General features: G+C 70.1%; 24 protein-coding genes. 14 read left to right on the top strand and 10 right to left on the bottom strand.

The features are described from left to right. The first annotated feature begins 4 nt into the window (after positions 1–4). Positions 5–1315: a S41 family peptidase gene (locus RAMLITH_RS17185; protein WP_168108659.1), complete on the top strand. Its 1311-nt coding sequence runs from the start codon at positions 5–7 to the stop codon at positions 1313–1315. Between the two features lie 27 nt (positions 1316–1342). On the opposite strand, the gene RAMLITH_RS17180 is transcribed toward RAMLITH_RS17185, so the two are convergent. Further along, entirely contained in the window at positions 1343–2320 is a 978-nt protein-coding gene (locus RAMLITH_RS17180; RefSeq protein WP_168108658.1) for a GMP reductase, read from the bottom strand. A gap of 371 nt (positions 2321–2691) precedes the next feature. On the opposite strand from RAMLITH_RS17180, the gene RAMLITH_RS17175 reads away from it, so the two are divergent. Then, positions 2692–5166: a hypothetical protein gene (locus RAMLITH_RS17175; RefSeq protein ID WP_168108657.1), complete on the top strand. Its 2475-nt coding sequence runs from the start codon at positions 2692–2694 to the stop codon at positions 5164–5166. 3 nt (positions 5167–5169) lie between these two features. Here the strand turns inward: RAMLITH_RS17175 and RAMLITH_RS17170 are convergent, their stop codons facing one another. After that, positions 5170–5841 (bottom strand): hypothetical protein, encoded by a 672-nt coding sequence (locus tag RAMLITH_RS17170; protein WP_168108656.1) that lies wholly within the window; start codon positions 5839–5841, stop codon positions 5170–5172. A gap of 21 nt (positions 5842–5862) precedes the next feature. Between RAMLITH_RS17170 and RAMLITH_RS17165 the strand changes: the two genes are divergently transcribed. After that, a complete protein-coding gene (locus RAMLITH_RS17165; RefSeq protein ID WP_168108655.1) occupies positions 5863–8274 on the top strand; it encodes a UvrD-helicase domain-containing protein in 2412 nt (803 codons plus the stop codon). A 43-nt stretch (positions 8275–8317) separates the two neighbouring features. Here the strand turns inward: RAMLITH_RS17165 and RAMLITH_RS17160 are convergent, their stop codons facing one another. After that, positions 8318–8923: a gamma-glutamylcyclotransferase gene (locus tag RAMLITH_RS17160; protein WP_168108654.1), complete on the bottom strand. Its 606-nt coding sequence runs from the start codon at positions 8921–8923 to the stop codon at positions 8318–8320. Between the two features lie 119 nt (positions 8924–9042). Here RAMLITH_RS17160 and RAMLITH_RS17155 point away from each other — a divergent pair, with 119 nt between their 5' ends. Together RAMLITH_RS17155 and eda are read left to right on the top strand one after the other, a co-directional pair. Then, positions 9043–10995, top strand: a complete 1953-nt coding sequence (locus RAMLITH_RS17155; RefSeq protein ID WP_168108653.1) for a dihydroxy-acid dehydratase domain-containing protein — start codon at positions 9043–9045, stop codon at positions 10993–10995. Next, the gene (gene eda, locus RAMLITH_RS17150; protein ID WP_168108652.1) at positions 10986–11627 is read left to right on the top strand and encodes a bifunctional 4-hydroxy-2-oxoglutarate aldolase/2-dehydro-3-deoxy-phosphogluconate aldolase; all 642 of its coding nucleotides are present in this window, start codon (positions 10986–10988) and stop codon (positions 11625–11627) included. Before RAMLITH_RS17155 ends, eda begins: the two co-directional genes overlap by 10 nt. A gap of 6 nt (positions 11628–11633) precedes the next feature. Here eda and gloA read toward each other — a convergent pair whose 3' ends face one another. Next, the gene (gene gloA / locus RAMLITH_RS17145) at positions 11634–12020 is read right to left on the bottom strand and encodes a lactoylglutathione lyase (RefSeq protein ID WP_168108651.1); all 387 of its coding nucleotides are present in this window, start codon (positions 12018–12020) and stop codon (positions 11634–11636) included. 8 nt (positions 12021–12028) lie between these two features. After that, the gene (locus RAMLITH_RS17140; protein ID WP_168108650.1) at positions 12029–12574 is read right to left on the bottom strand and encodes a PaaI family thioesterase; all 546 of its coding nucleotides are present in this window, start codon (positions 12572–12574) and stop codon (positions 12029–12031) included. 51 nt (positions 12575–12625) lie between these two features. Here RAMLITH_RS17140 and RAMLITH_RS17135 point away from each other — a divergent pair, with 51 nt between their 5' ends. From RAMLITH_RS17135 to RAMLITH_RS17115, 5 genes are all read left to right on the top strand, one after another. Further along, positions 12626–13081, top strand: a complete 456-nt coding sequence (locus tag RAMLITH_RS17135; protein ID WP_168108649.1) for a MarR family winged helix-turn-helix transcriptional regulator — start codon at positions 12626–12628, stop codon at positions 13079–13081. Further along, positions 13071–14306 (top strand): MFS transporter, encoded by a 1236-nt coding sequence (locus tag RAMLITH_RS17130; protein WP_168108648.1) that lies wholly within the window; start codon positions 13071–13073, stop codon positions 14304–14306. Before RAMLITH_RS17135 ends, RAMLITH_RS17130 begins: the two co-directional genes overlap by 11 nt. Before the next feature lie 126 nt (positions 14307–14432). Further along, on the top strand, positions 14433–14642 hold the full coding sequence (locus RAMLITH_RS17125) for an amiloride-sensitive sodium channel family protein (RefSeq protein WP_168108647.1): 210 nt from the start codon (positions 14433–14435) through the stop codon (positions 14640–14642). Next, positions 14639–16771 (top strand): hypothetical protein, encoded by a 2133-nt coding sequence (locus tag RAMLITH_RS17120; RefSeq protein ID WP_168108646.1) that lies wholly within the window; start codon positions 14639–14641, stop codon positions 16769–16771. Before RAMLITH_RS17125 ends, RAMLITH_RS17120 begins: the two co-directional genes overlap by 4 nt. Before the next feature lie 73 nt (positions 16772–16844). Further along, on the top strand, positions 16845–17435 hold the full coding sequence (locus tag RAMLITH_RS17115) for a thioredoxin domain-containing protein (protein ID WP_168108645.1): 591 nt from the start codon (positions 16845–16847) through the stop codon (positions 17433–17435). A 31-nt stretch (positions 17436–17466) separates the two neighbouring features. On the opposite strand, the gene RAMLITH_RS17110 is transcribed toward RAMLITH_RS17115, so the two are convergent. The 5 genes from RAMLITH_RS17110 to RAMLITH_RS17090 form a co-directional block, all read right to left on the bottom strand. Beyond that, positions 17467–18012: a hypothetical protein gene (locus RAMLITH_RS17110; protein WP_168108644.1), complete on the bottom strand. Its 546-nt coding sequence runs from the start codon at positions 18010–18012 to the stop codon at positions 17467–17469. A gap of 106 nt (positions 18013–18118) precedes the next feature. Next, positions 18119–18937, bottom strand: coding sequence for an SDR family NAD(P)-dependent oxidoreductase (locus RAMLITH_RS17105; protein WP_168108643.1), 819 nt, complete (start codon positions 18935–18937; stop codon positions 18119–18121). Further along, the gene (locus tag RAMLITH_RS17100) at positions 18934–19575 is read right to left on the bottom strand and encodes a 2-dehydro-3-deoxy-6-phosphogalactonate aldolase (RefSeq protein WP_168108739.1); all 642 of its coding nucleotides are present in this window, start codon (positions 19573–19575) and stop codon (positions 18934–18936) included. Before RAMLITH_RS17100 ends, RAMLITH_RS17105 begins: the two co-directional genes overlap by 4 nt. After that, positions 19569–20462 (bottom strand): 2-dehydro-3-deoxygalactonokinase, encoded by an 894-nt coding sequence (locus RAMLITH_RS17095; protein ID WP_168108642.1) that lies wholly within the window; start codon positions 20460–20462, stop codon positions 19569–19571. The genes RAMLITH_RS17100 and RAMLITH_RS17095 overlap by 7 nt, the downstream gene beginning before the upstream one ends. Positions 20463–20514: 52 nt before the next feature. Then, positions 20515–22254: an IlvD/Edd family dehydratase gene (locus RAMLITH_RS17090; RefSeq protein WP_168108641.1), complete on the bottom strand. Its 1740-nt coding sequence runs from the start codon at positions 22252–22254 to the stop codon at positions 20515–20517. Positions 22255–22323: 69 nt separating this feature from the next. On the opposite strand from RAMLITH_RS17090, the gene RAMLITH_RS17085 reads away from it, so the two are divergent. The 4 genes from RAMLITH_RS17085 to RAMLITH_RS17070 are packed head-to-tail and all read left to right on the top strand — an operon-like array spanning position 22324 to position 25992. After that, entirely contained in the window at positions 22324–23067 is a 744-nt protein-coding gene (locus RAMLITH_RS17085; RefSeq protein ID WP_168108640.1) for a FadR/GntR family transcriptional regulator, read from the top strand. Positions 23068–23079: 12 nt separating this feature from the next. Then, a complete protein-coding gene (locus RAMLITH_RS17080; RefSeq protein WP_168108639.1) occupies positions 23080–23643 on the top strand; it encodes a TRAP transporter small permease in 564 nt (187 codons plus the stop codon). Then, positions 23640–24938 (top strand): TRAP transporter large permease subunit, encoded by a 1299-nt coding sequence (locus RAMLITH_RS17075; RefSeq protein WP_168108638.1) that lies wholly within the window; start codon positions 23640–23642, stop codon positions 24936–24938. The genes RAMLITH_RS17080 and RAMLITH_RS17075 overlap by 4 nt, the downstream gene beginning before the upstream one ends. 46 nt (positions 24939–24984) lie before the next feature. Continuing rightward, positions 24985–25992 carry a TRAP transporter substrate-binding protein gene (locus RAMLITH_RS17070; protein WP_168108637.1) on the top strand — a complete coding sequence of 336 codons (1008 nt, stop codon included), beginning with the start codon at positions 24985–24987 and terminating at the stop codon, positions 25990–25992. Positions 25993–26059: the final 67 nt, after the last annotated feature.

Genomic DNA, 26059 nt, shown 5'->3' with positions numbered 1-26059 from the left:
GCCGATGAAGCGGCTTGCGATCCTGCTCCTGGCCGCGTTGTTGCAGGCCTGCGGCGGCGGCGGAGGCGATACGGCGCCGCCGCCGACGGCCGAGGCCTGCACCGTCGCCAACCAGCGCCAGAGCCTGCGCGACTTCATGCAGGAGCAGTACTACTGGTACGCCGACATGCCGGTGCCCGACGAACGGGCGGCGACGATGGATGCCTATTTCCAGTCGATGCTGGTGCGGCCGCTGGACCGCTTCAGCTACAGCCAGCGGACCGAGGACTACCGGCAGGTGTTCACGGAAGGGCGGCGCGTCGGCTACGGCTACACGCTGGCGTGGGCCGACATGGCGCGCACGCAACTGCGGGTGCGCAACGTGGAGCCGCTCAGCCCCGCGGCGCGGGCCGGCCTCGCGCGCGGCGACCGCATCCAGTCGATCGACGGCTACGCGCCGGCCGACATTGCGGCCGGCCTGCTGCCGGCGGTGACCACCCCAGGCGTGCCGCGCACGTTCAACGTGGTCACGGCGGCGGGCCAGTGGAAGCTGCTCACCGCGGCGTCGGAGGAGTACCTCCTGAGTCCGGTGGCGGCGACCAAGGTCTTCGAGGTGCCCGGGCCGGCGGGCGGGGCCAGGGTGGGCTACCTGGCGTATCACCAGTTCGTGACCTACAGCCGCGAACGGCTGCGGGCCGCGTTCGTCGAGTTCGCGCAGGCCGGCGTCGGTGAGCTGATCCTGGACTTGCGCTACAACGGCGGCGGCAGCGTCAATGTGTCGCGCGAGCTGGCCAGCCTGGTGGGCGGTGCGGCGACGGCGAGCAAGCTCTACGCGTTCCTGCGCTTCAACGACAAGCAGGCCGGCAGCACGCAGCGGCTGCTGTTCGACATGCCCGACGCGACGGCCGGCACGGCGCTGGGCGACGGGTTGCGGCGCGTGTTCGTGATCACCGGCGGCGGGACGGCGTCCGCCAGCGAACTCGTGATCAACGGGCTGCAGCCGTTCGTGGACGTCGTGCTGGTGGGCGAGCCGACCTACGGCAAGCCGTACGGCTTCGTGCCGTACGAGCTGTGCGGCACCACGTACCAGGCGGTGCAGTTCGAGACGCTCAATGCCGACGGCGTCGGGGGCTTCACGTCCGGGTTCCCGCCGACCTGCGCGGTGGCGGACGACCTGGACCACCAGCTGGGCGACCCGCAGGAGGCTCGCACCCGTACCGCGCTGAACTACGTGTCGACCGGCAGCTGCGGCGCCCCCGCCGCGCTGCGGGCGCCGAAGCCGCTGCCGCCCGAGACGATCGGCGACCCGTGGCCTCGCGGGATGTTCGTCGAATAGCCGAACATCCGTACGCAGGAAGCCTGCTTACATCAGCAGGTGCTCGCCCGCGTTGTCGCCGCCCAGGATCACGTAGTTCACCTTGCGGATGTCCATCAGCTTGCGCCCGCCGGAATAGCTGATCGAGCTCTGCACGTCTTCTTCCATCTCGCGCAGCGTGTCCGCCAGCTTGCCTTTCACCGGCTCCAGGATCCGCTTGCCCTCGACGTGCTTGTACTCGCCCTTGTTGAAGTCCGACGCGCTGCCGTAGTACTCCTTGTACAGCTTGCCGCCTTCGTCCACGGTCTGGCCCGGCGACTCCTCGTGGCCGGCCAGCATCGAGCCGATCATCACCATCGTCGCGCCGAAGCGGATGCTCTTGGCGATGTCGCCGTGCTCGCGGATGCCGCCGTCGGCGATGATCGGCTTGGTGGCGACGCGGGCGCACCACTTCATCGCCGACAACTGCCAGCCGCCGGTGCCGAAGCCGGTCTTCATGCGCGTGATGCACACCTTGCCGGGGCCGATGCCGACCTTGGTGGCGTCCGCGCCCCAGTTCTCCAGGTCGATGATCGCCTCGGGCGTGCCCACGTTGCCGGCGATGACGAAGGTCGCCGGCAGCTTCTCCTTGAGATGCGCGATCATGTTCTTCACCGTGTCGGCGTGGCCGTGCGCGATGTCGATGGTGACGTACTCGGGCACGAGCCCTTCGGCGGCCAGCCGGTCGACCGTCTCGTAGTCCGCCGGCTTGACGCCCAGCGAGATCGAGGCGTAGACGCCCTCGGCCTTCATCTGGCGGACGAACTTCACGTTGTCCAGGTCGAAGCGGTGCATCACGTAGAAGTAGCCGTTGCGTGCGAGCCAGAGGCAGATCTGCTCGTTCACCACGGTCTTCATGTTGGCCGGCACGACCGGGATGCGGAAGCTGCGCCCGCCCAGTTCGACGCTGGCGTCGCACTCGGAGCGGCTGGTCACGCGGCACTTGCGCGGCAGCAGCAATACTTTGTCGTAGTCGAAGATTTCCATTCCAGGCTCCAGAAAGCTGTTGAGAGAACAGGTGAGCGCTTGGACTTCAGACCCGGTGTCCGTCCACCGCCACCGGAGGCGGCGGAAACAAAAAACCGGGCCGCAAATGCTTGGGCCCGGTGATTGATTCTATCCGTGCCGCCCGGCGGCGGCCGGGCCGGCCGGATTTCCCCGCCGGGGCATGTGGATCGGGACGCGGGTAGGTCTCATTGACATCCTGTTACCCGCCATTTACAAGCTCTCCTGGTTCTCACCGTCCGGCGGCCGCCGCGAGGCGTGCCCGGGCTGCTGGGTTCCTCCCACGGCGCACCTGCGCCTCCGAGCGAAGCAGTCGGCTTCGCCGCCGGCCGAGGCGGCGCGAGGAGAAACCCATGAACTTCCGTGCAGTCCTGCGTGTGCTGGCCGTATCCGCCGTCCTGGCCAGCGGCTGCGGCGGCGGCTCGAGTGAACATCCCTTGCTGGCATCCCCCAAGGGCTCCGGCAGCGACCTCAACGCGCAGGCGAGCGCCTTCCGGGCCGCGTTGCAGCCGCGAGCGCCGAGCCGGGCCGATGCCGGCGCCGCCGAGCCCTTGGCGGCGGACCAAGTGCTGGACTGGGCTGAGTCGATGTATCCGTCGCTGTTCCCCAGCCGCGAGGACACGCGGACCCTGGAGCAGTACCAGTACCGTTACTACCCCGGCACCGACCTGTACATCGGCATCGCCGACGGCATCGTCTACCTGCTGGGCAGGGACTACACCGCAGGACGCGTGACGGCGGTCGCGGCCGTGGCGGATTTCGCAGCGCGCATCTCACGCTGCGACCAGGCGGCGAAGGTCGACGCGCGCGGCAACGCCGTCCTGCCGACCGAGGCCTTCGAGGTCGGAGCGCCCGAATCGGTGGACGCCGACCTCGGTTCGCTGGCGGCCCTCTATCCGGACCTCGACACGACCACCGACGCCTTCTATCCCAGCCTGCCGTGCGAGCCGTCGATCGGCGGGACGTTGCCGGCGGAGGAGGCGCCGGACGCTGACACCGTGGCGGCGGAGGAGTTCGTGGCCAAGTACGAGGACAACGAGGGCCGCGCCCTGCTCGACACGCTGCTGGCCGCGCCGCGCCCGGGCCTGGAGGCGCTGCCGTCGTTTTCCATGGGCGACTGCTTCCAGCGCACCGAGGGCACGGCCGGCTCGCCGGGCACCCGCAAGCAGGTCGACTGCAACGACGCGTCGTTCCTGGACTCGGCGATGCCGTTCGAGGGCCGCGACATCATCTACGTCCATGGCCTGCAGACCAGCCATCTCTTCGATCGCATCGGCAACCCGACGGGTTCGGCCAGCAAGACCTGGCCGGCCGATGCCGCCGAGTTCGTCAACAGCAGCGGCTATTTCCGCGCCGAGGCCGAGAAGTACTGGACGGCGCACCTGGTGGAGCACCTCTCGGCGCCGGTGCCGGCCGGCTCGCCGAGTCCCTGGCCGGGCACCGGCTGGCAGTGGACGTCCGCGGACGCGGCGCCGGTCTACGTTCCCAAGGCCAACCGCTACCTGGTCGTCGCCTGGTCCAGCAACCAGACCATCGAGTACGCGCAACATGCGCTGCTGACCCAGATCCAGCAGGCCATGGCCAGCAACCTGAACGTGGTCACGCCGCCCACCTATCCGGCCGGCCACGTGCGCCCGTTCTGCGCCAACGGCTGCATTCTCATCGGCCATTCCACCGGGCCGCTCGTCACGAGCAGTGCGATGGGCCGGGCGCGCGCCGGCGACTTCGGTCCCGGCGGAGAACTGATCGCGCGCCGCATGGTGGCCCATGTGTCGCTGGCGGGCGCGATTTCGGGCAGCCGCATCGCGACCGTCGGCATGGCCGTGGCCACCGTCGGCGCGCCGATTGCAGCCGCCTCCAACGTGCTGTGCCCGCTGGTCGACGAACTGTTCGGGACCTCCAACACCTGCAACGCCGACCTCTCCTTCGTCGCCGGCAGCATCCTGCGCGACCTGATTCCGGCCGTGGCGCAGGGCGTGTGGGGACGCGACGTCGAGAACTCGCCGGTGCCCACGGTGACGCTGGCGGGCGGCCATCCCCGCGGCAACCAGGCGGCGGGCCTGACCCAGTGGTTCCTGCCCGGGCTCGATGACGGCGTGGTCACGATGAACTCGGCCTGCGGCAATCCCAACCCGGTGTTTCCCAACATCTCGGCGCCCAGCGGCCTGTCCGTTTCGCAGCTGGTGAAGGCGTTCGAATTCTCCGACTGGCTGCCGCGGCTGGTCCGCGGCACCAAGCTGTGGGTGAGCCAGAAACACCTGATGCTGCCGGGCGTGCAGCCGTCCTACCTCGCCGGCGGGTGCACGCCATACCTGTCGCCGTCCGGGATGGTGATGCCGGTCGCGAACGCGTTCGGCGGCACGGCGCTGGACGCGCGCCGGCGCTACGCCAACCACTACTCGTTCATCCAGAGCCTGGCCGAGCATTCCTACGACGGCGGCGGCAGCCCGATCCCCAGCTTGTGGCCCAGTTACACGGGCGGCGCGGCGTCCGACTTGCGCCAGTACGCGCCCTTGAACGCGACCGGCACGACGGCGGTGTCGGGAATCAACGTGGAGGAGAGCCGCGTGGTCACCGACGCCGGGATCTATGCCGTCACGCTGGATGCGCACGGCACCCGCCTGGCCAAGCCGGTCGACATGCGGGTGGTGGAGCGCGGCAAGCGCATCAGCTTCCACATGCCGTTCAACATCGGCAACTGCGTGCGCCAGGGCGCCTTCAGGTTCTACTGCAAGCGCTGGATCTGGAAGCGCACCTACCACCTCGCCGACAAGTGGGAGCAGAAGCAGAGCAGCCACTACGCATACGAGTTCGTCGCACGGCGGTAGCGCTCAGCGGCCGGCGCAGCGCGACTGCGCGATGCCCCTGATCCGGCCGCGGGCGTCTTCCAGCAGGCCGACCACCCGCAGCCGCTCCGGCCGCGCGCCCTCCGGAATGCTCATGGGGCGCGCTGTGGACGGCCGCTCGCCGCGCGCCGGGTCCCAGGACACGTGCAACACGTTGCGCACCACGTTGCGGGCCACCGGCGACCGCTCGCCGCCGGGGGGAAGCGCCTCGACCAGCAGCAGCCACGCGCGCCAGGGACCGGGGGCGGTCTCGCGCAGTTCGATCGAGGTGCCGATGTAGCCGTTGAACGCCAGTCCGTGGGCCACCCGCAGCGCCAGCGGCCGGCCGCTGCGCGGCCGGTGCCAGTCCTGGCTGTGGGCCGGAACGTCCTGGCCCAGGGCCTGGAGCCGGGCCAGGGCCTCGTCGCGGGCGGCGGCGGACAGCGGCGCGTCGTCCCCGCGCCGGCCGGGGACGATCCAGTCCAGCACCAGCTCGCCGCGGCCGGGCTCGGCCGTCTTCACGTCGGTCCAGCAGCCGTCGCAATCTGCATTGATGAACCGTTCCAGCAGTGCGGCCGCCGGCGGCTGCCCGTCGCTGGAGCAGGCCGGCTGGGCGGCCGCGGCCGCAGCCAGCGCCAGCAGCGCCGCGATGATCGCGGGACGGGACAAATCCTTCATGGTGGCTTCCTACAATGCCGTATGTTCCCAGAAGCCGACGCGGTCTCGCCGCTGTTACACAACCTCAACCCCGAGCAGCGCGCGGCGGTCACCTTGCCGAACGAGCACGCGCTGATCCTGGCCGGCGCCGGCTCCGGCAAGACCCGCGTCCTCACCACCCGCATCGCCTGGCTGCTGTCGACGGGGCAGGTCTCGCCCGGCGGCGTGCTGGCCGTCACCTTCACCAACAAGGCGGCGCGCGAGATGATGACGCGGCTGCAGGCGATGCTGCCGCTGAACGTGCGCGGCATGTGGATCGGTACCTTCCACGGCCTGTGCAACCGCTTCCTGCGGGCCCACTACAAGCTGGCCAACCTGCCGCAGGGCTTCCAGATCCTGGACACCCAGGACCAGCTCTCCGCCATCAAGCGGCTGATGAAGCAGTTCAACATCGACGACGAGCGCTTCCCCGCCAAGCAGACGCAGTGGTTCATCGCCGGATGCAAGGAGGACGGGCTGCGGCCCAACATGGTCGAGGTGCACGGCGAGGACGATCGCAAGAAGGTCGAGATCTACCAGCTCTACGAGGAGCAGTGCCAGCGCGAAGGCGTGGTCGACTTCGGCGAGCTGATGCTGCGCAGCTACGAGCTGCTGCAGGGCAACGATCCGATCCGCGACCACTACCAGCGGCGCTTCCGGCACATCCTGATCGACGAGTTCCAGGACACCAACAAGCTGCAGTACGCCTGGATCAAGATGTTCGCGCAGCCGCGCGACGGGTCGCCCGGCGCCCAGCCGAATTCCGTGTTCGCGGTGGGTGACGACGACCAGAGCATCTATGCGTTCCGCGGCGCCCGCGTCGGCAACATGGCCGACTTCGTGCGCGAGTTCCAGGTCGCGCACCAGATCAAGCTGGAGCGCAACTACCGCAGCTACAGCAACATCCTGGATTCGGCCAACGAGCTGATCAGCCACAACCGCAACCGCCTCGGCAAGAACCTGCGCACCGACCAGGGCGCCGGCGAGCCGGTGCGGGTCTACGAGGCGCCCACCGACCTGGCCGAGGCGCAGTGGATCGTCGAGGAGATCCGGCACCTGGTGCGCGGCGACGGGCCCGAGGGAGGTTTCGACCGGAAGGAGATCGCGATCCTGTATCGCAGCAACGCGCAGAGCCGGGTGATCGAGACGGGCCTGTTCAACGCCGCGGTGCCGTACCGGGTCTACGGCGGCCTGCGCTTCTTCGAGCGGGCCGAGATCAAGCACGCGCTGGCCTACCTGCGCGTGCTGGAGAACCCGAGCGACGACACCAGTTTCCTGCGCATCGTCAACTTCCCGCCGCGCGGCATCGGCACGCGCAGCATCGAGCAGTTGCAGGACGCCGCGCGGGCCGCCGGCTGCTCGCTGCACGACGCGGTGAGCGCCACCACCGGCAAGGCGGGCGCCAACCTCACGGCGTTCGTCGCGAAGATCGACGTGCTGCGCGAACGCACCATCGACCTCACGCTGCGCGAGATCATCGAGCTGGTGCTGCAGGAGTCGGGGCTCGTCGAACACTACAAGGCCGAGCGCGAAGGCGCCGACCGGGTCGAGAACCTGCAGGAACTGGTGAACGCCGCCGAGAGCTTCGTCAGCCAGGAAGGGTTCGGCCGCGACGCGGTGGCGCTGCCGGTGGACGAGCTGTCCCCGGGCATGTTGCGCCAGTCGCCGGCCAGCCAGGGCCTGGATCCGAGCCAGCCCGAGATCAACGAACCGGCGCCCGACTACGTGCCGCCGGACGCCGAGACCGGCGAGACGCTGTCGCCGCTGGCCGCGTTCCTGACCCATGCAGCGCTCGAATCGGGCGACAACCAGGCCGAGGCCGGGCAGGATGCAATCCAGCTGATGACGGTGCACTCGGCCAAGGGCCTCGAGTTCGACTGCGTCTTCATCAGCGGCCTGGAGGAGGGCCTGTTCCCGCACGAGAACTCGCTGTCCGACCCGGCCGGGCTGGAGGAGGAGCGGCGCCTGATGTACGTGGCGATCACGCGGGCGCGCAAGCGCCTGTACCTGAGCCACTCGCAGACGCGGCTGCTGCACGGCCAGACCCGCTACAACGTGCGCAGCCGCTTCTTCGACGAGCTGCCGGAAGGCGCGCTGAAGTGGCTGACGCCCAAGCACCAGACCTTCGGCGGCTCCGCGTTCGGCTACGGCGCGGGATACCCGACGACGCGCGGCGGCAGTTACGGCGGCGGGTTCCAGCGCGAGTCGATCGCCAGCCCGCCGGTGCCGGCGCAGAAGGCGGCGCCCTCGCATGGACTCAAGCAAGGCATGAAGGTGTTCCACACCAAGTTCGGCGAGGGCACGGTACTGTCGATCGAAGGGCAGGGCGACGACGCGCGGGCGCAGATCAACTTCCCCCGCCACGGCATCAAGTGGCTGGCGCTGGCGGTGGCGAAACTGACGCCGGTGCCTTGATGCTCAAATCCAGCAGCCGGACGCAGAGCGTCCGGCTGCTGGGTCAGGACCCGCGATCCTGAAGCAGCTTCAGCAACCGTTCCAGCGCCCGGTCGCGGATCTCGTGGCGCCGCAGTTCCTCGTGCGTGCGGTGGGCATAGTCCAGCGTCGTGCCGTAGATGCCGCTGGCCTCGGCGAAGATCCGCCGGTATTCCGCCTCCGTCAGCAGCCCGGTGTGGCTGGGACTCTTGCGCGAGAGGGTGAACGCCAGCGCCCGCACCGGCCCATGGCTGGTCTGGCAGGCGAGCCACCGCGGATCGTAGGTCGCCAGCGGCATCTCGCGCGGCCAGAGCTGGCGCAGCACGGCCTCGCCCTGTTCCCTGGGTACGCGGAACACCATCCCATGGCACGACCCGCCGGACAGCAGCGCGAAGACCAGTCCTGGCCGCTGCGCCGTGCCGCGATTGATGCGGCTCCACATCTTGAGCGCGCGGTGCCAGCCGTGCACCTTGGCGCGCCGCTGCTCGGCGAACTCGAAGCCCGGCCGCCAGATCAGCGAGCCATAGCCGAAGATCCACAGGTCGCCGGCGCCGCCCCACTCCTGCAGGACCTTCTCCAGCAGCGCGGCGGGATCGCGCAGCGGCTTCGGCGGCTCGCTCGTCATGCTCATGCCCAAACTGTAGCGCCAGCTCTGGCTCGAATGCCTTCAGGTGGTAACGGCGCGGTCCGCGCGAGCGCGCCTTCACGTAGCATGGGCTGCCGCGAGTCCGCGATTCCTGCTGTCTGCCGATGAGCCTTCACCCTGTCGTGGCGCGCGTGACCGAGCGCATGCGCCAGCGCAGCGCCGCCACCCGCGGCGATTACCTCCAACGCGTCGACGCGGCCGCCGCCCGCGAGCGCAGCGCCGACCGGATGGGATGCGCCAACGTGGCCCATGCGTTCGCGGCGCTGCCGGGCCGGGACAAGTTCCGCGTGGTCGCCGAGCGCGTGCCCAACATCGGCATCGTCACGTCGTACAACGACATGTTGTCCGCGCACGCGCCGTTCGCCTCCTATCCCGACATCATCAAGGACGAGGCACGACAGCGCGGCGCGACCGCGCAGGTGGCCGGCGGTGTCCCGGCGATGTGCGACGGCGTCACGCAGGGCCTGCCCGGGATGGAGCTGAGCCTGTTCTCGCGCGACGTGATTGCGCAGGCCACGGCCGTGGCGCTGAGCCACGACGTCTTCGACGCGGCGCTGCTGCTGGGCATCTGCGACAAGATCGTGCCGGGACTCATGATCGGCGTGCTGCATTTCGGCCACCTGCCGGCGGTGTTCGTGCCCGGCGGGCCGATGGCCAGCGGGCTGTCCAACAGCGAGAAGGCGAAGGTGCGCGAGCAGGCGGCCCAGGGGCTCGTCGGGCGCGCGGAACTGCTGGGCGCCGAGTCGCGCGCCTACCACTCGCCGGGCACCTGCACCTTCTACGGCACGGCCAACAGCAACCAGATGCTGATGGAGGCGATGGGCCTGCACGTGCCTGGCACGGCCTTCGTGAATCCGGGCGGCGAATTGCGCGAGCAGCTCACGCGCGAGGCGGTGCGCACGGCGCTGTCCATTGCCAAGGGGCGGCGCCACACGCCGGTGGGCCGGCTGGTCGACGAGCGGGCAATCGTCAACGCGATGGCCGCGCTGCTGGCCACCGGCGGTTCCACCAACCACCTGATCCACTGGGTCGCCGTGGCGCGCGCCGCCGGCATCACCATCGACTGGGACGACTTCGCACAGCTGTCGGCCGTGGTGCCGCTGCTGGCCCGCGTCTATCCGAACGGCAGCGCCGACGTCAACCAGTTCCAGGCCGCCGGCGGGCCTGGCTTCGTGATCCGCGAACTGCTCGATGCGGGCCTGATGCACGAGGACGTGCTGACGGTGCGCGAGGGCGGCATCCGGGAGTTCACCTGCGAACCGGCGCTGGCGCCAGCCCTCACCCCAGCCCTCTCCCAGGGGGAGAGGGAGCAACACGGGCAGGGGCGTTCAGCCCCTCCCTCGCCGACGGAGGGGGAGGAACACGGGCAGGGGCGTTCACTCCCTCCCCCGCTGGGGGAGGGTGGGGGTGGGGGCATCGTGTGGCACGACATCGGGCCATCGCGCGATCCGCAGGTGGTGCGCCCCACCAGCGAGCCGTTCAGCCGCACCGGCGGCCTGAAGCTGCTCACCGGCAACCTCGGCCGCAGCGTGATCAAGGTGTCGGCGGTGCCCGCCGACCGCCATCTGGTCGAAGCGCCGGCCCGCGTCTTCGACGGCCAGGAGGCACTCCTTGCCGCCTTCAAGGCGGGCGAACTCGAGTGCGACGTCGTCTGTGTCGTCCGCTGGCAGGGGCCGCGGGCCAACGGCATGCCGGAGCTGCACAAGTTGACCCCGCCGCTCGCGGTGCTGCAGGGCCGCGGGTTTCGCGTGGCGCTGGTGACCGACGGCCGCATGAGCGGCGCCTCGGGCAAGGTGCCGGCGGCGATCCACGTCTGCCCGGAAGCCTCGGCTGGCGGGCCGCTGGCGAAACTGCGCGACGGCGACGTCGTGCGGCTGGACGCCGACGCCGGTGTCCTGCAGGCACTGGTGACCGACGCGGAATGGTCGGCGCGCGAGGCTGCGACAATGCCGCAGGCGCTGCGGCAGGCCGATGGCCATGGAACCGGACGCGAATTGTTCGCCTCCTTCCGCCGCAACGCACTGTCCGCTGAGGAAGGTGCCTGTACATGGCTGTGAAACTGACGTCGCTGGAGGTGATGGGCGACGCGCCGGTGATTCCGGTGATCGTGCTGACCGAGGTCGCCCACGCGGTGCCGCTGGCGCGGGCGCTGGTCGAAGGTGGGATCCGCATGCTGGAGGTCACGCTGCGCACGCCGGTGGCGCTGGCCTGCATCGAGGCCATGGCCAGGGAAGTGCCGGAGGCGGTCGTCGGTGCCGGCACGGTGCGCAGCGCCGCCGATGCGCAGGCCGCCGCGATGGCCGGCGCACGCTTTGCCGTGAGCCCCGGCTACACCCAGTCGGTTGGCAAGGCCTGCCACGACCTGGAACTGCCGCTGCTGCCCGGCGTGGCCACCGGCAGCGAGATCATGGCGGCGCAGGAGGACGGCTACACCGCGCTGAAGTTCTTCCCGGCGCTGCAGGCCGGCGGCGTCGCCATGCTCAAGGCCTGGCAAGGGCCGTTCGGCGACGTGAAGTTCTGTCCCACCGGCGGCATCACGGGCGGCAATGCCGGCGATTTCCTGCGCCTGCCGAACGTCGTGTGCGTCGGGGGTTCCTGGCTCACGCCGCCGGAAGTGGTCGCGCGCGGCGACTGGGCGCACATCACGCAGCTGGCCAGGCAGGCTGCCGCGGTGCACCGCCACGGGTGACGCCGCTCAGGCGTCGCGCTGGATCAGCTCGATCTTGTAGCCGTCCGGATCGGTGACGAACGCGATCACCGTGTTGCCGCCCTTGACCGGGCCCGGCTCGCGCGTGATGGCGCCGCCGGCGGCGCGGATCTTCTCGCACGCGGCATAGGCATCCGGCACGCCCAGCGCGATGTGGCCGTAGGCCGTGCCCAGGTCGTACTTGTCGACGCCGTAGTTGTAGGTGAGCTCGATCTCGGCCTGCTCCGGATTGCTGCCGTAGCCGACGAACGCCAGCGAATACTTCTGCTCCGGGCGGTCGGTCGTGCGCAGCAGCTTCATGCCGAGCACGCGGGTGTAGAAGTCGATCGAGCGCTGCAGGTCGCCCACGCGCAGCATGGTGTGGAGGAGTCTCATGCGCGGGATTATCGCGCCGGGGGCAGGTCGAACACCAGGCAGGTGGTGGTTGCGTGCGCGTACAGCGTGCCGTCCGGGCCGAACAGCCGCCCCTCGGCGGTGGCGAGCTGGCGCCCGCAGTGGATCACCTTGCCTTCGGCCCGCACGCGCGGGGCCTTGGGGCCGATGGCGCGGACCAGGTTGACGCCCAGTTCCGCCGTCGTGTAGGCGCGGCCCGGCGGCAGCATGGTATGGACAGCGCAGCCCAGCGCGGAGTCGAGCAGCGTCGCGTACCAGCCGCCGTGCACGGTCCCCATCGGGTTGAAGTGCGCCGGGCCGGGCGTGCCCTGGAACAGGGCGCGGCCCTCGTCCGCTTCCAGAAGCATGAAGTCCAGCGTCCTGGCGATCGTCGCGTACGGCAGTTCTCCGGCCAGCATCGCGCGCATCAGGTCCAGCCCGCCGCGGCCCGCGACCTGGGCCGCGGTCGCCACGCCGGGCCCGGCGCCGGCCTCGTAGCGGGCGCCTTGTTCGCGTTCCTGGGCAAGCCAGGCCTCCAGCTGGTTCATGGTCGTCATGGTGGATCGTGAAGAGTTGCAGTTGCAAGAGTTGCAGCTACAATAATCGCGATGGACCACACCGTCAAGCCCCAGGGCTGCACCAATCTCAAGCTGCGCCAGCTGATGCGCCGGGTGGCGCAGCACTATGACGGCGAGCTCGGCAAGACAGGGCTCAAGACGACGCAGTATTCGCTGCTGTCGTACGTCGTCAAGCTGGGGCCGATCCGCCCCGGCGATCTTGCGCGGGCGATGAAGGTCGACGCCTCGACGCTCACCCGCAACCTGCGGCCGCTGGTCGACGCCGGCTGGCTCGAGCTGGGCCCCGGCGCCGACGGCCGCAGCCGGCTCGTCACGGCGACCGACGCCGGGCGCGAGAAGCGGCGGGAGGCGCAGCGCCGCTGGCGCGTGGCCCAGGAGGGCATCAACATGGTGCTCGGCGTGCCGCGCGTGACGGCCTTGCACGCGCTGATCGACGAATGCCTGGATCTGCTGTCACCCGCTCCCGGAGAAGCCCATGAAGAGTGATGCCGCGCCACGCCAGGCCCTGCCGTTCCTGGTCGTCCTCGCGGCGGCCGCGGGCGTCTTCGCCCTGACGATGGGAACGCGCCAGACCATGGGGCTGTTCGTCTCGCCCCTGAACACCGCGACCGGGCTGGGCGTCGGCAGCATCAGCCTGGCCTTCGCGTTCGGCCAGCTTTGGTGGGGCCTCACGCAGCCTTTCGCCGGGGCGATGGCGGACCGGGTCGGTGCCGGCCGGGTGCTCTTCGCGGGCGTGGCGCTGGTCGCGCTGGGGACCGTGATCACGCCGTTCATGACCAGCACCGCGGGGCTGATCCTCGCCGTGGGCGTGCTGGCCGCGGGCGGCGCCGGCATGGCGGGACCGGCCGTGCTGATGGCGGCCACCACCCGGCTGGTCCCGCCCCAGCGCCGGGGGCTCGCGACCGGCGTCGTGAACGCCGGTGGCTCCTTCGGCCAGTTCGTGATGGCGCCGCTTGCGGCCGCGCTGATGGGCGCTTTCGGCTGGAGCGCCGCCATGCAGATCCTCGGCGTGCTGGTGCTGCTGTGCCTGCCGGCCGCCTTCGTGTTGCGCGGCAGCCCGATGGAGCACGGCGCGGCTGCCCAGGCACCGGTCGGCACGCGCGAGGCGATCCGCACCGCGCTGCGGCACCCCAGCTACCTGATGCTGTCGGCGGGCTTTTTCGTGTGTGGCTTCCATGTGGCCTTCCTTGCGACCCACCTGCCCGGCGTGATCGCCTCCTGCGGCCTGCCAACGCAGTGGGCCGGCTGGGCGCTCGCGATGATCGGCCTGTTCAACATCGCCGGCAGCATCGCCATGGGCTGGGCCGTGGGCCGCTGGCGCATGAAGTCGCTGCTGTCGCTGGTCTATGCGGCGCGCGGCCTGGCGGTGCTGGCGTTCCTGTTCGCGCCGAAGACCGGTCCCATCGTGCTGCTGTTCGCGGCGGTGATGGGCGCGACCTTCCTGTCCACGGTGCCGCCGACGGCCGGGCTCGTGGCGCGCTTCTTCGGCCCGGCCAACATGGCGACACTGTTCGGCATCGTCATGCTCGCGCACCAGGTGGGCGGGTTCCTGGGCGCGTGGCTGGGCGGCAAGGTGTTCGACGCCACCGGCTCCTATGACTGGGTCTGGTACGTCGACATCGTGCTGGCCGCGGGCGCGGCGCTCGTCCATCTCCCCATCCGGGAAGCTGCCGTGCCGCGGGCCGCACCGGCGGTGTCGCTGCGCGCCTGACCGGCCGCGCCGCGCCCCCCGCGTAAGCATCCGCGATCTTCGAAACTCTCGTGCCGTCCGGCACACGGCCCGTCACGCGCAACCCATAATTTCCTGCTCGCAATTCACCGGCAGGCAGGACGCATCATGGCTGTTGAGCACTCCGCCTCGGACGATGCGGCCGCCGGGGACAGCCGCTCGTGGCTGGTGCGGGCGTGGCGGTCGCGCTGGTTCTGGCTGCTGTGGGTGCTGGCGGCGTGCACCTTGCTGGGGCTGTCCGAAACGCTGTGGCTCTGGCATTCCTGGCCGGTGCGCGAACTGCTCGACACGGACGTGGCCGGCGGAGGCTTGCCGTGAAGCTGGCATGGCTCGCGCGGGGCGTGGCCATCGCGCTGCTGGCGGCCTGGGCGCTGGGACTGGCGACGGCGGCGGTCCATCTGGCTGCTTGGGACCGCGAGCTGGTGCAGGTGCTGCTGCAGATCCGGGCGGACCGGGCCTTCCGGGTGCGCATGGCCGAACGGCGCGAGCCGATTCCGCGCGAGTGGTACCGCAGCAAGGCGCTGGCCCTGCTGGCCGCCGGCGACCGGCTGCACGACGACGGCCGGTGGACCGTGTTCATGCCGGGCGCCTGGCCCCGCTTCGACGACCTGCGCGAACGGCTTGCGCAGCGCATCGAGCGCGAATTCAGCGAGATTGCCGTCGACACCATCCGCCGCGAGCTGGACGAGCGGGCCGGGCAACTGTCCGGCGTCGCGCGTCATCCCGCGACCGGTGAACTGCTCACGGCTGGTGGCTGCGCCGCGCCGGCACTCGCGCCGAGCTTCTTCCAGCCCGGGGCGCGCGGCGATGAACTGCCGGAGCTGCGCAGTGTCCTCGCGCACCTCGACCAGATCGAGCAACTCGACCGCGCCGTGCAGGCGCTGGAGGAACTGCAGTCGCCCGGCAGCGGGGACGGCGCCGAGCCGCTGCGGCTGCTGGTGCGGTACGCGCTGGCCGCGGAGCCGCCGGAACGCCTGTCGCACAGCGCCGCGCGGGTGCGGCAGGTGCTGCGCCCGTCCGAGCGGCCGCAGCACGGTCTGCGCACGGCACGGCTGCAGCAGGCGGTGCGCTGCAGCCTCGCCAGGCGCATGGCGCTGCTCGACGCGCGCGTGTTCGAGCGCAACGATCTGCTGGCGAGCGAGCAGCAACTGGCACCGCACCTGGCCGCGTTCCTGCGGCCGGGGGCGGGGCGTCTTCCGGCACAGACGCTGGAGCGCTGGCATGCGATGGTCGCCTTGATCGGCGAACAGGAACGCCTGCTCGATGCCGGCGACAGCGGCTGGCTGGGCGGCGCCAGCCGCGGTCTCGGCCCGGCGCACGACGCGGCGCTCGCCCGGGTGGCCCGGATCGGCCTGCTGGGCAGCGAAACCGTGCAGCAGCTGAGCCAGCAGTCGGGCCGGGCTTTGCAGCGATTGCGCGGCCGGCTGGCGACATCGCTCGGTGCCGGTCTCGAGCCGGCACTGGTCTGGCGCGAAGGCGAGGGCCGCTACGTGCTGTCGCCGCAGCGCCTGGTCCTGCGCGACCGGCTGGCGGCGCTGCTGCAGGAGCCGTACATGGCGATGCCGGGGGACGCTGCCTTTCCCGATGCGCCGCCGGGCGCGATCAGGTGGGACCTGCAGCGGCTGGCCGGCGCGCTGGAGCTCGCGCAGGCGCGGCGCCGGTTCCGGGCCGAGCACCTGCCGCGATTCCCGGCCGGCGCACGCAGCGGGATCGCGCAGGCGGTGGACCGCCAGTTCGCCCGGCACGTCGAGCACGCCGCGGCGCAGGCGCTGGTGACGGCGAGCGCCGACGCCCCGCCGGACCTCGCGGCGTGGGGCGCGCAGCAGCAGCTGGTCGCCCGGGTCGAGTCGCTGCTGGTGCAGCTCGGCGCTCGCGACCGCGCGCACCTGCTGCGGATGCTCGTGACCGGCGATCTCGTGGCCCGCCTGGGCGTCGCCGAGCAGGCGCTCGCCCGGTCGGACTTCGCCTCGCCGCGGCTGCAGGACTTCGGCTGGTGGACCGGTGAAGGCTCGCCGCTGCTGGCGGCATTGGGCGCGATGGACGGGCTCACGCTGCGCCACGTCCTGGCGCCGCAGGTGAGCCGGCTGGAGGCGGCCGTGCGCCAGGTGGCCCCGCTGCTGGCGGCGGCGGGGACGTTCGCCGGCGAGCCGGCCGTGCAGCGCTGGCAGGCGGCCGCCGCGGACCTCGAGCGCTACCGGGGCGGGCGGGGCGACGGCAGCCTGGCCGCCCTGGAGCGCACGCTGGTGTCCCTGGGGCCGGAGTTGACCGCCGCGAACTGCCTGGACAAGCTCGCCGCCTGGCCGCCACCGGTGGGCGCCGATCCGTTCGCGCAGCGCCATCGCCAGTTGCGCGACGGCTTGCGCCAGCGCTGCGGCCAACTGCGCAGCGCCCCGCGCCCCGGCCAGGTCCCAGAGCCCGCCGCCGCCGCCGCCTGGCCGTTCGGTTGAGATAGCGCAGCAGCGTCCGCCCCCGGTTTGGTATCGTCGGCGTTTCCTTCGTCTTCCCTCGAGGCTTTCTCCCATGAAACTCCTGAAGTTCGCCGGCGCCCTGCTGGCCGCGGCCATGCTGCTCGCCGGCTGCAAGGACGCAGCCGCCCCGGCCGAGCCCGCTGCGGCCCCGGCCGCCAAGACGCCGGTCACCACGGCCGCGATCGAAGCCGAAGCCAAGGGCTTCGTCGTCGGCACGCCGATGGCCACGCGCACCGTGTACGTTTTCTTCGACCCGCAGTGCCCGCATTGCGCCGTGCTCTGGCAGCAGGCCAAGCCGCTGAAGAACCAGGCCAAGTTCGTCTGGATCCCGGTGGCGTTCAGCGGCGCCACGGGCATGGCGCAAGGCGCCACCATCCTGGCCGCGTCCGACCCGGTGGCGAAGATGGAAGAGAACGAGGCGTCGATCCTGGCCAAGACCGGCGGCATCACGGCCGCCAGCGGCGTCGACGCCCAGAAGGAGCAGGTCAAGAAGAACACCGATCTGCTCACGCGCATGGGATTCGCGTCGGTGCCCTCGATCGTCGCACTGCACGCGCAGACCGGCCAGCTGGTGACGGCCGAAGGTTCGATGCCGACGGCGGAACTGGCGGCCCGCCTGGGGCTGCAGGCGCCGGCACAGTAGAGCCGCGCCGCGGGTCTCCAGTCCGCGCCGTTCAGCGGGACGGACTGGAGGTCACTCCCATCGACGTAAAGAACTCGGGGTCCAGCCGCGTGTTGTGCCAGCGGGGGCCGCGGTCGCCGGTCAGCGCCTGGCAGCGCGCGATGATCGCGTCGATCAGGTCTTCCTGCGCGTCGCGCAACGCGCGGTACTCGGGGTCGCGCTCGTAGGACACCCAGGCGCCCGGTTCGCTCAGGCGCAGCAGCTTCTGCTCCCAGAGGTGGCGCATCAGCTCGCTGTCGGCCCGCAGCAGTCGCAGCATGCTCTGTGCCAGCTGCGGAAAGTGCGCCTGTGCGATTGTCCGGGCGTCGCGCAGCGCCTGCGCGGGCGTGAGCTCTTCGGCCTCGCCGGTCGGCGGCGGCTCGCCACGGAGCGATTCGACCCAGGCCGAATAGGCCTTGAGCTCGTGTATCAGCTGGCCCCCGCGCTCGCGGCGCTGTCGCCGCCGGCGCCGGATGCGCTGGATCAGCGTGTGCAGCACGGCCACCACCACGGCGAAGACTGGCAGCAGCAGCAAGGGGGAGGTCAGGAGCTCGTTCACTCCCCGATCTTGGCGGCGCGCCCGGCGCGGCACGGCGGCGGGAGGACAGCAGGCAGCGCGCTACCGACGAGCGGTTTCTACGGTAGAGTCTGACTGTAAGCGCTTGTTACGTCGGGACCGTGTAATTCAGCGTCATGCGACCGCCGTCGATCACGACGATTTCGCCCGTGATGTAGCTGGCCGCATCGCTGGCCAGGAAGGCGACGCAGTCGGCGACCTCCGACGGCTCCCCGAAGCGCCGCATCGGGGTGCGGCTCATGATCCGCTGCTTCGCTTCCTCGCTGGTGAGCACGGATTTCGCGGCCAGTTCGGTCGCGATGGTGCCCGGCGCGACGGCGTTCACGCGGATGCCCTTGTCGGCAAGCGACAGCGCCATCACGCGCGTGAGCTGGTTCACGCCGCCCTTGCTCATGTTGTAGGTGGAGATCGTCGGGATCGTCAGCACCGCGTTGACCGAACTCATGTTGACGATCGCGCCCCGCGTGGCCTGGCCTGCGGCCGCGGTCCGCGGCGCCGCCTTCGCCATCTCGCGCGCGACGGCCTGTCCCATCAGGAAGGATCCCTTCAGGTTCACGCGCAGCACGGCGTCGTAGTCGGCCTCGGTCACGTCGAGGAAGTCCGCGGCCTTGAAGATGCCGGCGTTGTTGACCAGCACGTCGATGCGCCCGTGCGCCTGCAGCACCCGGGCCACGGCGGCGTCGACCTGCGCCTTGTCGCCCACGTCGCAGTGCACGTAGATCGCGCCGAGTTCGGCCGCCAGCGCCTGGCCGCGCTCGTCGGCGACGTCGGCGATGACGGTGTGCGCGCCTTCCCCCGCGAAGCGCCGTGCGCACGCCTCGCCTATGCCTTGCGCGCCGCCGGTCACGACGCAGACCCGATCGCCGAGGCCGAAGGAAACGGTGTTGGAAGGTGCGGGCGGGTTCATGCGCGCATGGTACCTGCCCATGCCGCGAGGAACTCGTGGGCGCTGCGCTCGACCTGCGCGGCCGTGGCACCGGGCTTGTACAGCGCCGAGCCGATGCCGAAGCCGTCGGCGCCGGCCGCCCGGTACGCTGCCATGTTGCCCGGCGTGATGCCGCCGACCGGGAGCACGAGCGTCTCGCGCGGCAGCACCGCGCGCAGCGCCTTCACGCCCGCCGGCGGGATCATCTCCGCCGGAAACAGCTTCAGGCCGGTCGCGCCGGCGTCCAGCGCGGCGAAGGCTTCGGTGGCGGTGAACACGCCGGGCAGGCACTGCATGCCCAGGCGCATGGCCTCGCGCACGACTTCGGGATTGAAGTTCGGTGCCACGATCAGCCGGCCACCGGCCGCATGCACCAGGGCCACCTGCGCCGGGTGCAGCACCGTGCCGGCGCCGACCATCGCCTGCGGGAAGGCCGCGGCGAGCGCGGCGATGCTGGCCAGCGGATCGGGCGAATTGAGCGGAACCTCGATCAGGCGCCAGCCGGCCGCGACCAGGGCCTGGCCGACCGGCTGCGCTTCCGGCGGCGTGATGCCGCGCAGGATGGCCACCAGCGGGCAGGCGGCGAAGGCGTCGCGGAATGGGGTGCCGGGGCTCACGATGTTCCCTGCAATGTGGAGGCGATCGCCCGCAGGCCGCGCCACGTCGCCTGCGAGCCGACGCGGGTGACGGTGACGCCCAGCGTGGCGAGCGCGAGTTCGTAACGGCAGGTGAGCGCCTGCGCCCCGATGACGGCGACGCTGAGCGTGCCGCGCAGGTCCTGCACCCGAAGTTCCTCGCCGATGACGAGGCCCGACAGGTAGCTCGGCACGGCGGCCGGCGCCAGACGCTCGAACAAGGCGAGGGTGCGGGCGCTGAAAGCCGCGTGCAGCAAGGTGCCGCTGCGGCGCGCGTGGTGCACCCCTTGCACGAAGGCGGCCGCATCGAGCTCGCCGTCGCCGGCCGGCATCATGCGCGCGAGGATCGAATGCTGGCGCAGCAGGCCGTAGCACTCGCCGGTCATGAAAGTCGCGAAGCGGTCGATGCCGCCGTCGATCACCCGCACCCACTTGCTGTGCGTGCCGGGCAGCACCAGCAGCGCCGACTGCAGTCCCAGCAACTCCAGGGCGCCGAAGACCTGCGTCTCCTCCCCGCGCATGACGTCGGGCACGCCGTGCTCGTGGCACGTGAGGCCGGGCACCAGCGCGATGCGGCCCGGTTCGATCCACGTGAGTTGCGCCGCGACGTCGGCGAAACCCGCGGGACAGCCGGCGTACGGCGCCTCGACCCAGCCTTGCCGGCTGCCGGCCATGCCGCAGAGCAGGGCCAGCGCACCGGGTTCGCGCATCCAGTCGCCGCACGCTTCGTCGAACACCGCGGGAAAGCCGCCGGCCGGCACGGTGAGGATGCCGCGCGGCAGCGAGCGCTCCTCGAGCACCTCGCCGGCGGCGTCCAGCCGCGCCGCGCGCAGCGAGGAGGTGCCCCAGTCGACGCCGATGAGGGTGCTCATGGAATGCCGATCGTTGCCCTGCAGCGCCGCGCTGTCGCGCCGCGGCAGTCCGTCAATGGTTATCTTTCGGAACGAAGGAGCCGCGCTTGCCGACCAGGAAGTCCAGGTCGGCGCCCTGGTCGGCCTGCAGCACGTGGTCGACGTACAGCTTCCAGTAGCCAGACGACAGGGGCGGCTCGGGCTTCTTCCAGTCGGCCAGGCGCGCGGCCAGTTCCGCGTCGCTGATGTCCAGGTGGATGCGGCGGTTCGGCACGTCCAGCTCGATCATGTCGCCGTTGCGCACGATCGCGAGCGGGCCGCCGGCAGCCGCCTCGGGCGCCGTGTGCAGCACCACCGTGCCGTAGGCGGTACCGCTCATGCGGGCGTCGCTGATGCGGACCATGTCGGTGATGCCCTTGCGCAGCACCTTGGGCGGCAGCGGCATGTTGCCGACCTCGGCCATGCCGGGGTAGCCCTTGGGGCCGCAGTTCTTCAGCACCAGGACGCAGGTCTCGTCGACGTCCAGGTTCTCGTCGTCGATGCGCTTGTGGAAGTCGTCGCTGTCCTCGAACACGACGGCGCGCCCGCGGTGCACCATCAGGGCGGGGGTCGCGGCGCTCGGCTTGATGACGGCGCCGCGCGGCGCCAGGTTGCCGCGCAGCACGGCGATGCCGGCCTTTTCCTTGAACGGCTTGTCCAGCGGCTGGATCACCTGCGGCTCGTAGTTCACCGCGCCTTCGATGTTCTCCCGCACCGTCTTGCCGTTGGCCGTTACCGCGTCCAGGTGCAGGTACTGCGAGATCTCCTTCATCACGACCGGCAGGCCGCCGGCGTAGCAGAAGTCTTCCATGAGGTGCTCGCCCGAAGGCTGCAGGTTCACCAGGCAAGGCAGTTCGCTGCCCAGGCGGTCGAAGTCCTCGATCGACAGCTTCACGCCCAGGCGCCCGGCGATCGCGATCAGGTGGATCACTGCGTTGGTGGAGCCGCCGATGGCGGCCAGCGTGCGGATCGCGTTCTCGAACGCCTCGCGCGTGAGGACCTGCGAGATCTTCTGGTCCTCGTGCACCATGTCGACGATGCGGCGTCCCGCCATCCGGGCCAGCACGTTGCGGCGGCCGTCGACGGCCGGATAGGCGGCGTTGCCCGGCAGGCCCAGGCCCAGGGCTTCCACCATGCAGGCCATGGTCGAGGCCGTGCCCATGGTCATGCAGTGGCCGTGGCTGCGGTGCATGCAGCTCTCGGCCTCGAAGAAGTCCTGCAGCTTCAGCGTGCCGGCGCGGACCTGCTCGCTCATGCTCCAGACGCCCGTGCCCGAGCCCAGTTCCTGGCCCCGCCACTTGCCATTGAGCATCGGGCCGCCCGACACGCCGATGGTCGGCAGGTCGACGCTGGACGCGCCCATCACCAGCGACGGGGTCGTCTTGTCGCAGCCCATGAGCAGCACCACGCCGTCGATCGGGTTGCCGCGGATGCTTTCCTCGACGTCCATGCTGGCCAGGTTGCGATACAGCATCGCCGTGGGCCGCAGCAGCGTCTCGCCCAGCGACATCACCGGAAATTCCAGCGGGAAGCCGCCGGCCTCGTAGACGCCGATCTTCACCTGTTCGGCGAGGGTGCGGAAATGCGAGTTGCAGGGGGTCAGTTCGCTGAACGTGTTGCAGATGCCGATCACCGGCCGGCCGTCGAACTGGTCGTGCGGCACCCCTTTGCCCTTGACCCAGCTCCGGTACGCGAAGCCGTCGCGGTCCTGGCGTCCGAACCATTGCTGGCTGCGCAACTCGGAGGGGTTCTTCTTGGGTTTGGGTTGGGTCATAGGGTTAGTCCGGGATGGTGCATTCGTATTATCGTCATACCATTGGTGCGCCCCAACCTAGGGCAAACCATGATCAAGAACGTCCACGGCAACACTGTCGACCACCTCGGCGCCGCCATCGTCGCCGGGCAGTACGCCGCGGGCGCCGTCGTGCCGCCGGAGCCGATGCTGTGCGAGGAACTCGGCGTGAGCCGCACCGTGGTGCGCGAGGCCGTCAAGTCCCTGATCGCCAAGGGACTCGTCTCGACCGGGCCGAAGGTCGGCACCCGCGTCCTGAGCGAGGACCAGTGGAACTGGTTCGATCCCGACGTCATCGCCTGGAAGTCCAAGGCGGGGCTGACGCGCGACTTCCTGCGCGACCTGCAGGACCTGCGCCGGGTGATGGAGCCGGCCGCCGTGCGGCTCGCGGCCGAACGCGCCACGCACGAGGACCTGGCAGAGATCGAAGCCGCGTTTGAATCGATGCGCAGCGCGGCCGAGGGCGGCGGCGGCGACTACGTGGCCTGCGACCTGCGCTTTCACCAGGGGCTGCTGCGAGCCTCGCACAACCGGATGATCGTGCAGATGAGCAAGGTGCTCAGTGCCCTGCTGCGGACCAGTTTCGAGATCTCGACGACGCGGGAGGACGGTCCGCGCCATTCGCTGCCGCTGCACCGCGCGGTGCTGGATGCCGTGATCGCGCACAATCCGGCTGCCGCCGAGCAGGCCATCCTGGTCCTGATCGCCGGCGCCAACGAGGACATCGAGGACGTGTTGGCCAGCCGCGGCGGCGATCCGGTTGCTCGCGCAACGGTCCTGCTGAAGGCCGCCTGACTCGCAAACAACATGAAAAAACCGGTCGACCTGTTCTTCAAGCTGCTGGAACTGCTCGTCGTCGTCAGCCTGGTGGCGATGGTCATCATGGTGTTCGGCAACGTCGTGCTGCGCTATGCCTTCAACTCCGGCATCCTGGTGTCGGAGGAGATGTCGCGGTACTGCTTCATCTGGCTGACGTACATCGGCGCGATGATCGCGATGCGCGAGCGTGGCCACCTCGGCGTGGATACGCTGGTCAAGCACCTGCCGCGGCTGGGCAAGAAGGTCTGCCTGTTCATCAGCGAGGCGCTGATGCTCCTGTGCAACGTGCTGTTCTTCGTCGGCACCTGGAAGATGCACGAACTCCAGGTCACCAACGTCTCGCCGGTGGTCGGCATCTCGATGATCTGGATCTACGGCATCGGCTACGTGGTGGCCGCGGTCATGGCCCTGTTCAACCTGCACGTCCTGTGGCGGCTCGTCAGCGGCCGGATCACGGAGGACGAACTGGTGCAGGTGGTCGAGTCCGAGGACATGCCGCACGGCGACCTCACGGACACCGAGGCGCTGCTGAAGGACGGGGTGCGCCCATGACCGTCAGTGTCTTCGTCTTCAGCCTGCTCGGGGCCATGGCCATCGGCATGCCGATCGCGTATGCCCTGCTGGTCTGCGGCCTCGCCCTCATGTGGTTCATGGCGGCGACCGGGGCGCTACCGGCGTTCGACAGCCAGATCCTGGCCCAGCGCTTCGTCGACGGCGCCGACAACTTCCCGCTCCTGGCGGTGCCGTTCTTCCTGCTGGCCGGCGAGTTCATGAACGCCGGCGGGCTCTCGCGCCGCATCGTGAATCTCGCCACGGCCTGGGTCGGGCATTTCCGCGGCGGGCTGGGGTACGTGGCGGTGATGGCCGCGATCATCATGGCCTCGCTGTCCGGTTCGGCCGTCGCCGACACGGCGGCGCTCGCTGCGCTGCTGATCCCGATGATGAAGCGCGCCGGCTACGAGGTGAACCGCTCGGCCGGGCTGATCTCGGCCGGCGGCATCATCGCGCCGGTGATCCCGCCCTCGATCGGCATGATCGTGTTCGGCGTGGCCGGCAACGTCTCCATCACCAAGCTGTTCCTGGCGGGCATCGTGCCCGGCATCCTGATGGGACTGGCGATCGGCGTCACCTGGTGGTGGATCGCCAAGCGCGACGACATCCGGCCCGCGCCCCGGGTCGCCATGAAGCAGCGCCTCAAGATCACCGTCGAGGGCTTCTGGGCGCTGGCGCTGCCGGTCGTGATCCTGGGCGGCATGAAGATGGGCGTGTTCACCCCGACCGAAGCCGCGGTCGTCGCCGCGGTCTACAGCTTCGTGGTCGGGATGTTCATCTACCGCGAGCTGAAGGTGCGCGAGCTGTACGGGCTGATCCTCGCCGCCGGCAAGACCACCGCCGTCGTGATGTTCCTGGTGGCGGCGGCCATGGTGAGCGCCTGGCTGATCACCGTCGCCAACATTCCCGGCGAGGTCGTGAAGCTGCTCGAGCCGTTCCTGGACAACAAGACGCTGCTCATGTTCATCATGATGGTGCTGGTGGTCGTGATCGGCACGGCGCTGGACTTCACGCCCACGGTGCTGATCCTCACGCCGGTGCTGATGCCGGTGGTGCTCAAGGCCGGGATCGACCCGGTCTATTTCGGCGTGATGTTCATCATGAACAACGCCATCGGCCTGATCACGCCGCCGGTGGGCACCGTGCTGAACGTGGTCTCCGGCGTCGCCCGCATCAGCCTGGACGACGCGTTCAAGGGCGTGATGCCGTTCTTCCTGGCCCAGCTGGCCGTGCTGTTCCTGCTGGTGCTGTTCCCCGACATCGTCCTCGTGCCGCTGAAGTTCCTGATGCAATGAGGACGCCCCCTTTTTCCCACCCTGTCGTTCATCCCAAGGAGATTTCATGATCCAACGACGCACCCTGGTGGCCTTTGCCGCCACCGCCCTGCTGGCCGCCGCGCCCGCGTTCGCGCAGTTCGCCGACCGCACGATCAAGTTCACCAACGGCGTGAACGAGGACCACCCGGTCGGCGTCGGCGTCAAGAAGATGCAGGAGATCCTGGCCGCCAAGACCGGCGGCAAGATGAAGATCAACGCGTTCTGGGGCGGCTCCGCGGGCAACGACCTGCAGGCCACGCAGGCGCTGCGCGCCGGCACCCAGGAGATGGTGTGCACCTCGTCGTCGCCGCTCGTGGGCATCGTCAAGGAACTGGGCGTGTTCGACCTGCCCTTCCTGTTCGCCAACGAGAAGGAAGCCGACGCGGTGCTGGACGGCCCGGCGGGCGTCTACTTCAACAAGAAGCTGGAAGAAGCGGGCCTGGTGAACCTGGCCTACTGGGAGAACGGCTTCCGCAACCTCACCAACAGCAAGCGCCCGGTCGCCAAGGTCGAGGACTTCGAAGGCGTGAAGGTCCGCGTGATGCAGAACAACATCTTCCTCGACACGTTCAAGACGCTCGGCACCAACGCCGTGCCGATGGCGTTCCCGGAAGTGTTCACGGCGCTCGAGACCAAGACCATCGACGGCCAGGAAAACCCGTTCGTCACCATCGAGACGTCGAAGTTCAACGAAGTGCAGAAGTACCTGTCGGTCACGCGCCACGCCTACACGCCATTCCTGGTGCTGTACTCCAAGAAGCTGTGGGACCAGCTGAGCCCGCAGGAGCAGTCGGTGCTGCGTGAAGCGGCGATCGAAGGCCAGAAGGTGCAGCGCATCGCCAACCGCCAGCTGAACGAGAAGTCGCTGGCGAGCCTCAAGGCCAAGGGCATGGTCGTCAACGACGTCACGCCAGCCGAGCAGGCCCGGATGTTCGCCAAGGTGCAGCCGGTCTATGCCAAGAACGTGCCGACGATCGGCGCCGACGCGGTGAACCAGGTGCTGGACGCGCTGAAGAAGGCGCGCGGAAAATAAGGAACTTTTGGAGGATAAGCCGGATGGCCGTCGCCACCGACCCCCTGGTCGGTGCTTCGGCCACCGG

Source organism: Ramlibacter lithotrophicus, from assembly GCF_012184415.1.
Lineage (GTDB): Bacteria > Pseudomonadota > Gammaproteobacteria > Burkholderiales > Burkholderiaceae_C > Ramlibacter > Ramlibacter lithotrophicus.
Note: the sequence above shows the minus strand (reverse complement) of the source record. Positions and strands in the feature narration are given on the sequence as shown.